Origin of the sequence: Pseudomonas resinovorans NBRC 106553 (assembly GCF_000412695.1) — a bacterium.
Taxonomy (GTDB): domain Bacteria; phylum Pseudomonadota; class Gammaproteobacteria; order Pseudomonadales; family Pseudomonadaceae; genus Metapseudomonas; species Metapseudomonas resinovorans_A.
The window spans coordinates 2,413,359-2,427,870 of record NC_021499.1; the positions used below are offsets into that span (position 1 = coordinate 2,413,359).

Annotated in this window: 10 protein-coding genes; 8 read left to right on the plus strand and 2 right to left on the minus strand. The window is 64.1% G+C overall.

What is annotated here, in order from left to right; genetic code table 11:
• Positions 1-377 precede the first annotated feature (377 nt).
• Complete coding sequence (locus tag PCA10_RS10965) at positions 378-845, plus strand: BRO-N domain-containing protein (RefSeq protein WP_016492142.1); 468 nt, start codon at positions 378-380, stop codon at positions 843-845.
• Complete coding sequence (locus tag PCA10_RS10970; protein WP_016492143.1) at positions 842-1,099, plus strand: hypothetical protein; 258 nt, start codon at positions 842-844, stop codon at positions 1,097-1,099. Before PCA10_RS10965 ends, PCA10_RS10970 begins: the two co-directional genes overlap by 4 nt.
• 321 nt (positions 1,100-1,420) lie before the next feature.
• Here the strand turns inward: PCA10_RS10970 and PCA10_RS10975 are convergent, their stop codons facing one another.
• Positions 1,421-2,830, minus strand: coding sequence for a DUF1254 domain-containing protein (locus PCA10_RS10975; RefSeq protein ID WP_016492144.1), 1,410 nt, complete (start codon positions 2,828-2,830; stop codon positions 1,421-1,423).
• Between the two features lie 436 nt (positions 2,831-3,266).
• Here PCA10_RS10975 and PCA10_RS10980 point away from each other — a divergent pair, with 436 nt between their 5' ends.
• Complete coding sequence (locus PCA10_RS10980) at positions 3,267-5,663, plus strand: DUF3772 domain-containing protein (protein ID WP_041770210.1); 2,397 nt, start codon at positions 3,267-3,269, stop codon at positions 5,661-5,663.
• Between the two features lie 114 nt (positions 5,664-5,777).
• Here PCA10_RS10980 and PCA10_RS10985 read toward each other — a convergent pair whose 3' ends face one another.
• On the minus strand, positions 5,778-6,419 hold the full coding sequence (locus tag PCA10_RS10985; protein ID WP_016492146.1) for a glutathione S-transferase C-terminal domain-containing protein: 642 nt from the start codon (positions 6,417-6,419) through the stop codon (positions 5,778-5,780).
• A gap of 312 nt (positions 6,420-6,731) precedes the next feature.
• Here PCA10_RS10985 and PCA10_RS10990 point away from each other — a divergent pair, with 312 nt between their 5' ends.
• The 5 genes from PCA10_RS10990 (at position 6,732) to PCA10_RS11010 (ending at position 14,431) form a co-directional block, all read left to right on the plus strand.
• The gene (locus tag PCA10_RS10990; protein ID WP_016492147.1) at positions 6,732-7,631 is read left to right on the plus strand and encodes a LysR family transcriptional regulator; all 900 of its coding nucleotides are present in this window, start codon (positions 6,732-6,734) and stop codon (positions 7,629-7,631) included.
• A 169-nt stretch (positions 7,632-7,800) separates the two neighbouring features.
• Positions 7,801-8,478 carry a gamma-glutamylcyclotransferase gene (locus PCA10_RS10995; RefSeq protein WP_016492148.1) on the plus strand — a complete coding sequence of 226 codons (678 nt, stop codon included), beginning with the start codon at positions 7,801-7,803 and terminating at the stop codon, positions 8,476-8,478.
• Between the two features lie 55 nt (positions 8,479-8,533).
• Complete coding sequence (locus tag PCA10_RS11000; RefSeq protein WP_016492149.1) at positions 8,534-9,706, plus strand: efflux RND transporter periplasmic adaptor subunit; 1,173 nt, start codon at positions 8,534-8,536, stop codon at positions 9,704-9,706.
• Positions 9,707-9,717: 11 nt separating this feature from the next.
• The gene (locus PCA10_RS11005; protein ID WP_016492150.1) at positions 9,718-12,936 is read left to right on the plus strand and encodes an efflux RND transporter permease subunit; all 3,219 of its coding nucleotides are present in this window, start codon (positions 9,718-9,720) and stop codon (positions 12,934-12,936) included.
• 10 nt (positions 12,937-12,946) lie between these two features.
• Entirely contained in the window at positions 12,947-14,431 is a 1,485-nt protein-coding gene (locus PCA10_RS11010; RefSeq protein WP_016492151.1) for an efflux transporter outer membrane subunit, read from the plus strand.
• Positions 14,432-14,512: the final 81 nt, after the last annotated feature.

Consider the following 14,512-nt stretch of genomic DNA (forward strand, 5'->3'; position numbering starts at 1 on the left):
ACGGCCTGGTCCTACAGATATTTCCGAGCATCTTTTCTTTGGCCTACAGAGAAATTTCCCACAGCACATTAGCCTTGAGGCCCTACGCGCGCCCTGGCTAGTGTCCCTCCCCGTCACGGTCAATCCCGTGGCCGGGTTTGACAGCCCGAAACACTGGCGCGATTGCGCCGCAAGGTGCATGCGAGGAACGGCGGACGTTCTTTGCAGGCTCTTGTTCGCATGCAGTTTTTCAACTGCATGGCTCTATGGCAGATCGCGTGGGGAGACCCCTAGCGGTCTGCCGGCTCCAGTGTCCGGTCTGTCAACCCTGCGCGATCTGCCACCTTTCGACTGACAGCGGACGGTGGCGGGTTCTACTCATACACTGGAGATCCGCCATGCACGACGCATATACCCCTGTCGTTTTCTATCACCACTCCCTCCGCCTGCGCGCAGTGATGGTCGACAACCAGCCCTGGTTCGTCGCCCATGACTTCGCGCGGTTGATCGGCCTTCCCGATGCCGTCCCTTTGCTTCCGGCCCTGGAGCCCCACGAGCAGCAAACCCTCTGCCTCGGCTACACCCAGGACTTCCATGAAGAGGTCACCGTCATCAGCGATATCGGCGCGTACCGGGCGCTGTTCCAATTCGGTAAGCCAAAGCACGGCGAGGTGGGCCGCTGGCTGAACGCCGTGCTGGTGCCGACGCTGCATGACTACCACCGGGTACCTGATGCGGCGCCGCGTCGGGAGAACCTGAGCTTTGAGGGTCGGCTGATTGGTGTCGTGCGCTGGCAGGGTGAGGTGTGGGTGGCCTGGCGGGATTTGCCGGCCTTTATGGCGAGCGGCAAGGAGGTGTCGGTATGACCGAGGAGCTTGAAGAACGCCGGCTGCGGGAGTTGGTGAACCGGCTGGATTCGCGGCTGGAGATCGTGCAGGTGCTGGCGGAGATACTCCTGGACAACGCCACATTGCGGCCCTGCGTTCCCGGGGCTTATCTCAATTACTACCGGGAAGGCATGTTGATGGAGGCGGTGATTCATCTCGCCCGCAGCAATCAGGAGGATTTCGGTCAGTTAATGAAGAGGCCAGAAATTGCCGTTGGATTGGATGTGAGTTGAGCTGTGGTGGGGCCCCTCTTCCGGGTTGGGAGAGGGGCCTTTGTTTTGTTGGGGCAACGGGGTTGCCCTTGGCGATTGATATCGCCCCTACAAGGTTGGGGTGAGTTTGGCGCGGGGGGTGTTCGCGAGCAGAGCTCGCTCCTACGGTATGCCGTGCAGCGGTAGGGCGGCTATCGGCCAGAAGCGGTTTGCCATTCACGGTCTGCCAGCAGCATAACCCTGTGCTGGGGCCGAGCCTTGAATAACGCCTCCACTGGCTTCAGCCGCGTATGCCAAGCAGGCCCCGATGCGACCGGCATCGGGGCCATTGCGGCGGGGCGGCTAGTTGACCCTGACGATCTTCGGCGGGGTCCAGCTGGCATCGAGAATCGACGGGCTCTGCTCCTTCGGCCAGTACATGCGCATCATGGGCAGGAAATCTCCTTTTGGCGCTGGCAGCCAGTTGGCCTCCTTGTCCTTGCCGGGTGATTCATGCTGGAGGTACAGGGTCAGGGAGCCGTCGGCGTTGTACTTCAGATCGTTGCGGGGACTGACGGTGAATTTGTTCAACGGATTGTCCACGAACCACCAGCCCTGATCGATCTGGTACATGGTGATGGACCAGAAACCATTCACCGGGGGCGTCTGTCCCTTGGGGAAGGTCAGGGTGTAGCGATTGGCGCCATTGAGTGTCTGGCCGCTGCTATCGACGGTGGTATAGGGATAGACGGCATCCTGCTGTACGTTCGCCGGCCAGCCAAAGGCGGCGACCACCGCGCGCTTCATGTATTGCGTGTCGTAGACACCGAGCCCTTTCGTGAAGAGCCAGCCGTTCACCTCGCTGCCAATGGAATGCTGGTTCGCGCCGATTTCCTTCAAGGCAACCGCGGGCAGATCTGCCAACGCCTTCTGCAACCCCGGATCCAGCTTGCCGAGCTCGAACGGCTTGCAAGGCTCGATGCCCAACTTGGCCATACGCGCCAGGATGGGGGCGTCTTCAGCAGCCGGGGGAGCGTCCTTGCACATCAATGAGGCGAGCTTGTTGAAATAGGTCTCGGTGCTCATCCCGAGAATCACGTCCTGGGGCTTGGCGGTCATGCTGAAACCCGGGTTCGGGTCCACCGCGGGGACCTTGGGCGTATAGGCCTTGCCCCAGGCCGACAAGGGCGTGATTTTCAGCTGCGCCTGCAAGGCGTTGACCGCCTTGTAGTCCTGATCGGTGCCATTGGCATAGGTGCGGCCCAGAATGAGCATTTTTGCGGTGGCGGATTTTATCTGGACCATGCCCTCGGGAACCTCGCCCTTCCAGCCCGGCCCCGTGAGCAGGTAGTTGGCCGCCTTGCCACCTGTGGTGCGCGCGCCGGGCGAGTGGAAGTCGGTCATCCACAGGTCGTACATCGGCATCAGGTAAAAGCGGGTGCCCATGTCGGGATGGCTGAACACCTGCGGCTCGCTCAGGTCCACCCAGGCGGCCGAATAGAGCGTGTCGGCATTCGGCGCCGACACGCCACGGTAGTCGGCCGGTGGATAGCGCGGGACGTTGATGAACTGCCCCATGGGGCCATGCAATCCGCTGACCTTGTCTACGTTGGTCATCTGCACCCGGGTGACCTCGGTGGTGATCAGCGAGTAACCGTAGACGTAGGCGTCCTTGGCAATCTGCAGGAGTTCATCCTGGTCAGCGGCCGACACCTGGCTGGTCAGACCCAGGCTGATAGCGGCAGCCAGAACGACTGTTGACGCGAGCTTCATATGCTTCTCCTTGGCTGAGAGATGGCTTATGCGCGATGGCGCCCAGAGCGGGTTGGCTATCGACTATCGCTACAAGCGAGGGGCCGCTGCGGACAGGTTGCCCAATGCGAGTTGCGGTGAGTCGACAGAAACTTGACGTGGCCGGGTTCCTGTCATGACAGGAGATGGGGCTGCTGATGGAAAATTGTCGCGCCCACTCCACTGTAGCTTTCATGGCTGCAACTTGCATTTTCGGACCGGCCGCGCGCATCCCGCCGCGCAACGTCCTGGCCAATAGGAACAACCGGGGCGGGAAAGTGGGAAGCAGAAGCGTCAAAGTAAACGGATGAATGAGCGGCCGGAAGTTGGACCGATCAGGCAGAACCCGCCGCGTCACGACCCCGGCGCCCTCTGGCCGTCTATGATCGATAGGCAGACAAGCACAGGGGGAGCCACGATGCGGCACTTCAGCCTGAATGGCCTACCGTTGGCCTTGACGTTCTGGATAGCTGCCTTGGTTTGGTTTCCTTCTGCGCAGGCGGAGCCTGCAACGGTGCCCAGTGAGCTGCCGGCGCTGGCCGAAGGGGCCGGGCTGGGGCGCATGAGCGAGCAGTTGGACCTGATCCGTCAGAAGGTGGCGGGTGACTCCAATGACGATTTCCTGTTGGCACTGCGCCAGGCGGCGACGCAGGTGCAACGCCTCGCCGATGCCTTCAGCGACCTGCGTAGCGCGGATATCGAACGGGTGGACGACCAACTGAAGGTGCTTGGTCCGGCGCAGGCCGGCGAGGCAGAGAACCTGGCCAGTCAGCGGCAGCAGCTGATGCAGGACAGGGTGTCCCTGCTCGATGAGCGGCGCCAGGCCAACCAGCTGGTGCAGTCGGCCGCCGATTTGTCGGCGCAGATCAGCAATCTTCGCCGCAGCCTGTTCAACTCGCAGATCAGCACCCGTGCGGCCAGCCCTTTGAGTCCCAAGTTCTGGTCGCAACTTGTTCGTCTTTCCGGGGACGATCTCAGCCGCCTGCGTGGCCTCTGGGCGGACGCTTCATCGATGCTGCGCGACGCATTCTCCTCGGAGCGCAGCGGGCTGTTCATCGCCTGCCTGATCGCTTCCGGGCTGCTGTGGGGCGTGGGTCGGTACTTGCTCGAACGCCTTCTGGCCTGGTCGATGATCCGCTGGCTGCCAGAAGGGCGCATGCGTCGGACAGGCTTCGCGCTGGGCGTTGGCGTGATCTCTCTGCTTACCATTGGTGGGGCGGTATCGCTATCGCTCTGGGGATTGGAGAGCAGCGCTCAGCTGCCACCGAGCATTGCTACGCTGGGGAGCCAGTTGATGTCCGTGGTGGTGTTCTGCGCCTGCGTCGCAGGGCTCGGCCGCGCACTGCTGATGACGTCCAGGCCGTCCTGGCGCCTTCCGCCGATCCCGGACCCGGTAGCCAGTGCCCTGGCGTGGTTCCCGCCGCTGTTGGCGCTAACCCTGGTGATCGTGGTCACCCAGGATCGGATCAACAGCGTGATTGCCAGTAGCCTGGCCTTGACCGTGGCGACCTATGGCTTGACCGCGTTCGTCACTGCGCTGCTGTTCGCTGTTGCCTTGTTGCGCTACCGGCATGTGCGTCGACGTTCCGGCCTGGGGCCGCCGCGGGGCATCGCTGGATTGATGGCCTTCCTGGCCAGTGCGTGGGTGGGGTTCATCCTGGCTGCGTTGTTCATTGGATACCTCAGCCTGGCCTACTTCCTGACCGTGAAGCTGCTGTGGATCAGCGTAGTGGCGGCCAGCGCCTATCTGGTTATCGCTTTCTACGGGGATTTGTGTGAAACCCTGTTTTCACCACGTCTTCCCGGCGGCCTGGCGCTGGCCTCCGCCTTCGGGCTCCCACAACGGCACCAGGCACAGGTCAGTACGCTGTTGACCGGTCTAGGGCGCAGCCTGTTGTTGTTCATCGCCGTGATACTTGCCTTGTTGCCGTCCGGGTCCAGGCCCGGAGATTTCCTGGGCGTCAATCATTGGGGAGGATTGGACAAACCGCTCTGGGGGCTGAATATCCTGCCGCAGGACATCCTGCTTGCAGTCGGCTTTCTCTTGGCCGGGCTGCAGGGTATTCGTGTCCTCAAGCGCTGGCTGAGTGACGAACTGCTGCCTGATACCAACCTGGACGCCGGCATGCGGGCCTCGCTGGTAACCCTGGTGGGTTACCTCGGCTTCATCCTGCTGGCGGTGGTGGTCCTGTCGACCTTGCACATCAACCTGACCAGCCTGACCTGGGTGATCAGCGCCTTGTCGGTGGGCATCGGCTTCGGCCTGCAGGCCATCGTGCAGAATTTCATTTCCGGCCTGATCCTGCTCACCGAGCGGCCGGTGAAGGTCGGGGATTGGGTCAGTCTCGACGGGGTCGAGGGCGACATTCGACGCATCAATGTGCGGGCCACCGAAATCCAGATGTCGGACCGCTCCACGGTCATAGTCCCGAACTCGCAATTCATCTCGCTGAAAGTAAGGAACGTGACCATGGACAGCGCCCTGGGAGTGGTCGGTATCCACCTGACCCTCCCGTTGGACACTGACATGCGTCTGGTGCGGGACCTCTTGCTGAAGGTCTATGCCGAACATGCCGCCATCCTCGAGACGCCTGCGCCCTCGGTGAGCCTCAACGACCTCGCCAGCAACGGCATCATCGTGACCGTCAGTGGCTACGTCAGCGGCCCTCGCCTGGTTTCCGGCACTCGCAGCGACCTGCTGTTCACCATCCTTGAGGCGCTGCGGGAACAGAAGATCGCGCTGTCGTCTCCGCAGAGCTTGCGGTTGATCGAGGGTGGCCAGGACGGTGATGGCAATCAAGGAGGGAGCCGTTAGCTGAACGGCTTGCCATTCCGGACCAACCAGACCGACACCAAGCCCATCGCCGGGGCCAAAAAGAGGAAAGGAGAGATCCGCCCCTGAAAGGGGCGGATCGGCCGGTGTGGCTAATCAGGCCTGCGCCATCGCCTTGTGATCGGCGACTACTTTGGCTTCGTCCTGAATGGTCTTCTGCACCGAGGCGCGCTCATCCATGCGGGCCTTGTAGGCCATCAGATGCTTCAGGTGGCCGATCTCGACACCGGAGCGTTCATGCCAGAAGGTGCCCCAAACGTACGCATCAGCCACGGTGAACTGTTCACCGGTGAGCCAGGTGCGTCCGTCCGCCAGGCGGGCATCCAGGGTGGTGTAAGCCTTGACCAGCTTGTCGCGGGTCCAGGCAGTGCCTTCCTCGGTGAGCAGCTTGCGCATCAGCGGGATGTGCTTCTGGGCAATTTCGGTGGCGAGGAAGGTCAGCAACTGATTGAACTTCGCACGCTCAAGGCTCCCTTGCGGGGGCACCAGGCCCGCTTCGGGGAACTGGTCGGCCAGGTAAGACGTGATGACGATGGTCTCGGTGAGGATGTCCTTGTCCGCATTGTCCAGCTGAAGCGCCGGTACGTAGAACAGCGGGTTGATCTGGGCGAAGTCCTCACCGTTCGAGGTGGTCCGGTTCCAGACGTCGAAGTGCACCAGTTCCAGGTCTAGGCCCAGTTCGTTGGCGATGATCTGGACGGCTTCGGAGCAGGTCTGGTCGGCGATAAAGAGTTTCATGTGCGTCACCTTGGAGTGGGGAGTCGGCCTGGGTATCAGGGCCGGTGAGCGCAGTTTCGAAGTTTCTCCTAGCTTGATAAACGCGCCTCCGGGAGACGCTTTGTCGGTTTCAGGGCGACAATCAAGAAGCCGCACAGGATGGTGATTGTCATTTTCGGGGCGACAGTGCGCGGTGGTTGGAGCGGTTTATCTGCCCCTGCTGGCCGCTTAACGTTGCGCGCCCAACTACAAACTCTAGGAAATTTTGGATGCGCGCGTATGGCGGATAAGCTCCCTGAAGTCCTGCGAATTGTGTCCACGGGAGATACAACGATGGAGCAGACTGATGCCTCCTTCCCCGAGATCGCTGCCTTCGTGGCGGTGGCCCAGACGGGGAGTTTCACCCGCGCGGCCGAACACCTGGCCAGCAACAAGTCCAACGTCGGCAAGGCGGTCCAGCGCCTGGAAGCGCGGCTGGGTACGCGCCTGTTGCAACGCACGACCCGTGCGGTGCGCCTCACCGAGGATGGTGAGACGTATCTGGAGGCTGCCCGTGCTGCATTGGACGGCCTGCGCGATGCGGCACAGGCACTGGCGGCGCGGCGAGAAGAGCCCATTGGCCGAGTGCGCCTGGACATGCCCTCGGGCTTCCGACAGCTTTTCCTGCCCACCCTGTCCGAGCTGCGCAAGCGCTACCCCCAGGTCACCCTCGAACTGTCCATGACTGATCGCATGTCCGACGCCGTTGGGGAAGGTTGGGACCTGGTATTGCGAGCAGGTGAGCTGCCTCAGGACAGCGAAATGACGGTGCGCAAGCTCTGCGATATTCGACTGGCCCTGTACGCTGCCCCCGACTACCTGGAGCGCCACGCGGCGATTGCCGCCATTTCCGACCTCATCGACCACGACGCGGTGACCTTCCGCGGCTTCACCGGGCGCCTGCGGCCCTGGTCGCTGATGGAAAACGGCTACATCAAGGAGTTCGCCCCCAACCCGACCTTGGTGCTTTCCGATGGCCAGGCGCTGATCGATTCAGTGGTCGCCGGGTTGGGCATTGCCCAGATATACGACCGCGTCGCCCGGCCCTATGTGGAGAAGGGCCAACTGGTGCCGATCCTGCCCGAGGCCACAGTCCCCGGCCCACCCGTGCATGCCTTGATTCCCGCCGGCCACAGGATGCCGGCCAAGACCCGCGCAGTGCTCGACTACCTCGCCGAGCGCCTGCGCGCCTAGGTGTCTGCCGGGCTCGTACGGCCCGGCCACCTATCCCCTGATCCGCGCCGCCGGATTGTAGAAATAGACGCTACAAAGCGTCGCTTGGTGGCGCGTTTATCCCGCTGCAGGTCGAATTCAGAATTCCTCCCCAGATGGCACCGCCACCCCGGTGCGAGGAGGAATCCCGATGCTGACCAAAGACGCCCTGAGCAGTGGTCTCTATTTGAAGAGCTTCGAGTCGTTCGAAGGCCTCCTGTGGAGCGAGGCACGCATCCTCCAGTCCCTCGACGAGACCCTGTCAGCGCGCACCGGCAACGGCGACATCTGGTTGTTCGCCTACGGTTCGCTGATCTGGAACCCCCTGCTGGATTTCATCGAGCGCGCCGTGGCCACCCTGCATGGCTGGCAGCGCAGTTTCTGCCTGCGGATGGTCGCCGGCCGCGGCACCGAAGCCGCGCCGGGGCGGATGCTGGCGGTCGAGCCCGGCGGCCACACCCAGGGCGTCGCCTACCGCCTCGGTGGTGAGGTTCTGCACCACGACCTGCAATGCGTCTGGCGGCGGGAGATGGTGTTCGGCTCCTACCGGCCCGTCTGGGAGCGCATCACCCTGGCCGACGGCAATCAGACCGAGGCCCTGGTGTTCGTCGCCGATCCGGCCTTCAGCCTCTATGAAGCCGATTCCTCAGTCGTCGCTATCGCTCGACAAATCGCACTGGCCAGCGGCCCCCATGGCAGCAACGCCGAGTACCTGCAGCTGCTGCAGCAGGCCCTGCGCGAACACGGCCTGAGCGATCACTACATCGATGCACTGGCCACGACAGTGGCCTGCCATCTCCGGGATGCCGCACTCGACGCGCCCCCCTGATGTTCCCGTCGACCCGTCCGCCCCCCTTTTCATACCGGTTTCCAGGAGAAGCACCATGTCAGTCCAACCCAAGACCCTCGTATTTGCCATCAGCGCACTTATCGCCCTGGGCGGCGCCGCCGGCCTCGCCATCCATCAGGGCACTGCCTCCATCCCCAGCGCCGAAGCCGCCGTTGAAGCGCCGGCGGTGGAAGTGGATGTGGCTCCGGCCATCGGCCGCACCATCACCGAGTGGCAGAGCTACTCCGGCCGACTGGAGGCCACCGAACACATCCAGCTGCGCCCCCTAGTCGGTGGCACCATCGTCAGCGTCCACCTCAAGGATGGCGGCGTGGTGAAACAGGGTGACTTGCTCTTCACCATCGATCCGCGCCCGTACCAGGCCGCCGTCGAGCGGGCGCGTGCCGAGGTAGCCGCCGCCGAAGCCCGCGCGAGTTATGCCGCCACTGATGCTGACCGGGCACGTCGGCTGATTACCCGCGACGCCATTGCCAAGCGCGAGTTCGACGAACGCGTCAACGCCGGCAAGGAGACCGCCGCGGCCGTCAAGGCGGCCAAGGCGGCGTTGCAGGCAGCCCTGATCGACCTGGACCACACCCGCATCACGGCGCCCGTCAGCGGCCGGGTTTCCCGTGCCGAGCTGACCGTCGGCAATATCGTCGCGGCGGGCGCCAGTGCGCCGCTGCTGGCGACCCTGGTGTCGGTGTCGCCGATCTATGCGTCCTTCGAGGTCGACGAGCAGACCTACCTGCGCTACCTGCGAGGAACGAGCGGCACGAAGGTCCCGGTTGCTCTGGGCCTGGCCGACGAGAGCGGTTATTCCCGCCAGGGCGAACTGGTGTCGGTGGACAACCAGTTGAACACCGGGACCAGCACCCTGCGTGTCCGTGCTCGCTTCGACAATGCCGATGGCGCGCTGCTGCCGGGTCTCTTCGCACGGGTCAAGGTCGAGGGTGGCAAGCCCTCCCAAGCCGTGCTGATCAGCGATGCCGCGGTGGGTACCGACCAGGCGAAGAAGTTCGTCCTGGTGGTGGACCCGCAAAGCCGCGTGCAGTACCGCGAAGTGGTTCTGGGTGGGCTCCATGAGGGGCTGCGCATCGTCACCCAGGGTCTCGAAGCCGGCGAACGCATCGTCGTCAACGGCGTGCAGCGCGTACGGCCCAACGACCTGGTCCAGGTTCATGACACCAGCATGCAGACCAGCCAGCCGCTGGCCCTCGCCAACTGAGGCTCGCCATCATGAATATCTCCAAGTTCTTCATCGACCGGCCGATCTTCGCCGGCGTGCTCTCGGTGGTGATCCTGCTGGCTGGGATCATTTCCCTGTTCCAACTGCCCACGGCCGAATATCCGGAAGTGGTGCCCCCCTCGGTGATGGTGCGGGCGCAATTCCCCGGCGCCAACCCGAAGGTGATCGCCGAGACGGTGGCCTCGCCCATCGAGGAGAAGATCAACGGCGTCGAGAACATGCTCTACATGCAGTCGCAGTCCAACAGCGACGGCAGCATGGCTACCACCGTGACCTTCAAGCTGGGTACCGACCCGGACAAGGCCCAGCAACTGGTGCAGAACCGTGTCGCCCAGGCCCTGCCGCGTCTGCCTGAAGATGTACAGCGCCTGGGTGTGACCACGGTGAAATCCACGCCGACCCTGACCATGGGTGTGAGCCTGATCACCACCAACGACCGTTATGACCTGACCTACCTGCGCAATTACGCGCTGATCAACGTCAAGGATCAGCTGGCGCGCATTCCCGGCGTCGGCGAGGTGGTGATGTGGGGCTCGGGCGACTATTCCATGCGTGTCTGGTTGGACCCGCAGAAGGTCGCGCGGCAGAGCATGACCGCGGCCGAGGTGGTAGCCGCGATCCGCGAGCAGAACGTCCAGGTCGCCGCCGGCATCATCGGCGCCGCGCCCATGCCCGTCGATGTGCCGTTGCAGTTGAGCGTCAACGCCCAGGGCCGGCTGAAGACGGTGGAGGAGTTCCGCGACATCATCCTCAAGACCTCGCCTGATGGCGCGGTGATTCGCCTGGGCGATGTGGCACGGGTGGAGATGGGGGCAGCGGACTACGCATTGCGCGCCATGCTCGACAGCAAGCCAGCGGTGCAGCTGATCATCTTCCAGCAGCCCAATGCCAATTCGCTGCAGATCTCCGACGACGTGCGCCGGACCATGGCCGAGCTGAAAAAGGACATGCCCGAGGGCGTGGACTACGCCGTGCGCTATGACCCGACCCAGTTCGTCCGCGACAGCATCAATGCGGTGATCCAGACCCTGCTGGAAGCCATTGCCCTGGTGGTGCTGGTGGTGATCCTGTTCCTGCAGACCTGGCGCGCGTCGATCATTCCGCTGCTGGCGGTGCCGGTGTCCATCGTCGGGACCTTCTCGCTGCTGCTGGCCTTCGGCTTCACCATCAACGCGCTGTCCCTGTTCGGCCTGGTGCTGGCGATCGGCATCGTGGTCGACGACGCCATCGTGGTCGTCGAGAACGTCGAGCGAAACATTGCCGCTGGCATGACCCCGCGGCAGGCGACCTACCAGGCCATGCAGGAAGTGAGTGGCCCGATCATCGCCATCGCGCTGACCCTGGTGGCGGTGTTCGTGCCGCTGGCGTTCATGTCGGGGCTCACCGGCCAGTTCTACCAGCAGTTCGCCATGACCATCGCCATTTCCACGGTGATCTCGGCCTTCAACTCGCTGACCCTGTCGCCGGCCCTGGCTGCGCTGCTGCTCAAAGGACACCACGAGCCCAAGGATCGTCTGACCCGGTTCATGGACGCCGTGTTTGGCCGCTTCTTCGCGCTGTTCAACCGCGTGTTCCAGCGCGGCTCCGAGTCCTACGGCAGCGGTGTGCAACGGGTGGTCGGCCACAAGGGCGCCATGCTGGTCGTATATGGCGTGCTGCTGGCCTTCGCACTGTACCTGGGCAAGACCGTCCCCGGCGGTTTCGTGCCGGGTCAGGACAAGGACTATCTGGTGGCCATCGTGCAGTTGCCCAGCGGCGCGTCCCTGGAGCGCACGAGCGAAATCACCCGCACGCTGAGTGACATCGTCTTGGCTCAGCCGGGTGTCGCACACGTGCCGTCTTTCCCCGGTCTGTCGGTGAATGGCCTCACCAACTCCTCCAGCAGCGCGCTGGTGTTCCCGGTGCTCAAGCCGTCCAGTGAGCGTGGTGCCGGAGAAAGCGCGGCGGAGATCGCCGCGGCCCTCAACGAGAAGTTCGCCAAGATCAAGGGCGCCGCAATTGCGGTGTTCCCGCCCCCGCCGGTGTCTGGGCTGGGCACGGTAGGGGGCTTCAAGCTGCAGATCGAGGACCGTGGTGCTCTGGGCTATGAGGCCCTGAACGCTGCCACCCAGGCTTTCATGAAGAAAGCCGCCGAAGCGCCTGAACTGGGGCCAATGTTCAGCAGCTTCCAGATCAATGTGCCGCAGCTGGATGTGCAGTTGGACCGCGTCAAAGCCAAGCAGCAGGGCGTGTCGGTGAAGGATGTGTTCGAGACCCTGCAGATCTACCTGGGCTCGCTCTACGTGAACGACTTCAACGCCTTCGGCCGCGTCTACCAGGTACGTGCTCAGGCCGACGCGCCATTCCGCGCCACGGCCGACTCCATCGGCCAGTTGAAGGTACGCAACGCCGCCGGTGAGATGGTGCCGCTGTCGTCGCTGGTGACCGTCACACCGACCTACGGTCCGGAAATGGTGGTGCGCTACAACGGCTTCCTGGCCGCCGATATCAACGGCGGACCGGCGCCGGGCTATTCCTCGGGCCAGGCCCAGGCCGCCGTGGAGCGGATCGCCTCTGAGGTGTTCCCCCGCGGCATCAAGTACGAATGGACCGACCTGACCTATCAGCAGGTGGTGGCCGGTAACTCGGCGCTCTGGGTGTTCCCCATCAGCGTGCTGCTGGTGTTCCTGGTGCTGGCGGCGATGTACGAGAGCCTCAGCCTGCCGCTGGCGATCCTGCTGATCGTACCCATGACGCTGCTCTCGGCCCTGGTCGGTGTGTGGCTGACCAATGGCGACAACAACATCTTCACTCAGATCGGACTGATGGTGCTGGTGGGGCTGTCGGCGAAGAACGCGATCTTGATCGTCGAGTTCGCCCGCGAGCTGGAAATGCAGGGCCGTTCCATCGTGCAGGCCGCTGTCGAAGCCAGCCGGCTGCGCCTGCGGCCGATCTTGATGACCTCCATCGCGTTCATCATGGGCGTGGTGCCCCTGGTGATATCCAGCGGCGCGGGTTCGGAGATGCGTCAGGCGATGGGGATTGCAGTGTTCTTCGGGATGCTGGGCGTGACCCTGTTCGGCCTGCTGCTGACGCCAGTGTTCTACGTGCTGCTGCGCAAGCTGTCCGGCGGCAAGCCGCTCAACGCCAAGCGTAGCCATGAAGCCCAGGAGCCGGACTTTGTCCCTCATTCCCCGGCTACACGCCCGCAAGCCGAATCGGCCCGCTGAAGGAGCAACCATGTACGCAATCCTGAACCACGCTTCGCTGCGTCTGGGCCTGCTGGCCGCAGCGGTAGCGAGCCTGATCGCCTGCTCCGTCGAGCCGACCTATGAGCGTCCCGAGGCCCCGGTCTCGGACAGTTTCAAGGGGGTCTCGGCGGCGGGGGATTGGAAAACCGCGCGACCCGCCGAAGAACTTCCCCGTGGCGAATGGTGGAAAGCATTTGGCGATGCCACGCTGGATCGACTCGAAGCTGAGGCTCTCGCCGCCAACCAGGATCTACTGGCCGCCGCGGCACGGGTGAAGGAGGCCCGCGGCCTGAACCAGGTGGCGCGCGGTGGGCTGTTCCCGACGCTGGACGCTGGCGTGGGCGCCACCCGCCAGCGGGTTTCCGAGGCGGCCCAGCGCGAAGGCTCCACGGCGTATCAGAACACCACCGTGCGAGCCCAGGTTGGCTTCTCGTACGAGGTGGACCTGTTCGGCCGCGTCTCGGCGTCGGTGCATGCCACCGAAGCTGAACTGGCCCGCAGCGAGGCGCTGTTCCAATCCGTCCGCCTGGCCCTGCAGGCGGACGTGGCGCAGAACTACTTCGTCCTCCGCCAACTGGACGCCCAGGCGCAGGTGCTGGCCGATGCGGTGACGCTGCGGCAGAAGGCGCTGGAATTGATGGAGGCACGCTTCGACGACAGCGAAGTGGACGACCTGGATGTCTCCCGTGCACGCGCCGAGCTGGCGACTGCGCGCTCCGAGGCGATGTCCGTGGAGCGTCGTCGTGCTACTGCCGAGCACAGCCTGGCGGTATTGCTGGGCAAGGCACCGTCCGAGTTTGCCTTGCCCGTCGAGCCGTTGCGCCCGGTGGCGCTGAACATCCCGGCCGGGTTGCCATCGTCCCTGCTGGAACGGCGCCCGGATGTCGCTGCCGCCGAACGTGCCATGGCCGCTGCCAATGCCCGCGTGGGCATCGCCAAGGCAGCGTTCTTCCCCTCGCTGACCCTGACGGGTGCGGGTGGTTTCGAAGGGGACAGCCTCGGCAACCTGTTCAACTGGAGTAATGGGGCGTTCCTTCTCGGCCCCCTGGCTGGTACCGCACTGAACATCCCGCTGTTCGACGGCGGCCGGCGCAGCGGCAACCTCGCCAGCGCCCGTGCGCAGTACGAGGAAGAGGTGGCGCTGTATCGCCAGCAGGTGCTGGTGGCCTTCCGCGAGGTGGAAGACAACCTCGCGGACCTGGCCGTGTTGCGGCGCCAGACCGGCACCCAGCAGGAAGCGGTGGATGCCTCCGCGCGGGCAGCCGAGCTTTCCCGCACGCGCTACCTGGAAGGCGCCACGGATTACCTCGACGTGATCGACGCCGAGCGCTCGCTGCTTCAGGCGCGTCGCGCCGCTGTGGAGCTGCAGGGCGTGCAGGCCATCGGCACGGTGAACCTGATCCGCGCGCTCGGTGGTGGCTGGGAATTGTCGCCGAGGCCACTGGAGGGCGCGGACCTGGCCGTGCAGCCCTGATCCCCGACTAGCCCGGCCGTCCGGTCGGGCCCTCAACTCAACGTCCCTTCGGGTGGCGCCCCTGGCTCCGCCCTGGGCGAA

Bases quoted from the DNA above. Each gene is read 5' to 3' on its own strand.
- PCA10_RS11010 (WP_016492151.1), top strand. From the start codon at position 12,947: ATGTACGCAATCCTGAACCACGCTTCGCTGCGTCTGGGCCTGCTGGCC.
- PCA10_RS10995 (WP_016492148.1), top strand. From the start codon at position 7,801: ATGCTGACCAAAGACGCCCTGAGCAGTGGTCTCTATTTGAAGAGCTTC.
- PCA10_RS10970 (WP_016492143.1), top strand. From the start codon at position 842: ATGACCGAGGAGCTTGAAGAACGCCGGCTGCGGGAGTTGGTGAACCGG.
- PCA10_RS11005 (WP_016492150.1), top strand. From the start codon at position 9,718: ATGAATATCTCCAAGTTCTTCATCGACCGGCCGATCTTCGCCGGCGTG.
- PCA10_RS10990 (WP_016492147.1), top strand. From the start codon at position 6,732: ATGGAGCAGACTGATGCCTCCTTCCCCGAGATCGCTGCCTTCGTGGCG.
- PCA10_RS10980 (WP_041770210.1), top strand. From the start codon at position 3,267: ATGCGGCACTTCAGCCTGAATGGCCTACCGTTGGCCTTGACGTTCTGG.
- PCA10_RS11000 (WP_016492149.1), top strand. From the start codon at position 8,534: ATGTCAGTCCAACCCAAGACCCTCGTATTTGCCATCAGCGCACTTATC.
- PCA10_RS10975 (WP_016492144.1), bottom strand. From the start codon at position 2,830: ATGAAGCTCGCGTCAACAGTCGTTCTGGCTGCCGCTATCAGCCTGGGT.
- PCA10_RS10965 (WP_016492142.1), top strand. From the start codon at position 378: ATGCACGACGCATATACCCCTGTCGTTTTCTATCACCACTCCCTCCGC.
- PCA10_RS10985 (WP_016492146.1), bottom strand. From the start codon at position 6,419: ATGAAACTCTTTATCGCCGACCAGACCTGCTCCGAAGCCGTCCAGATC.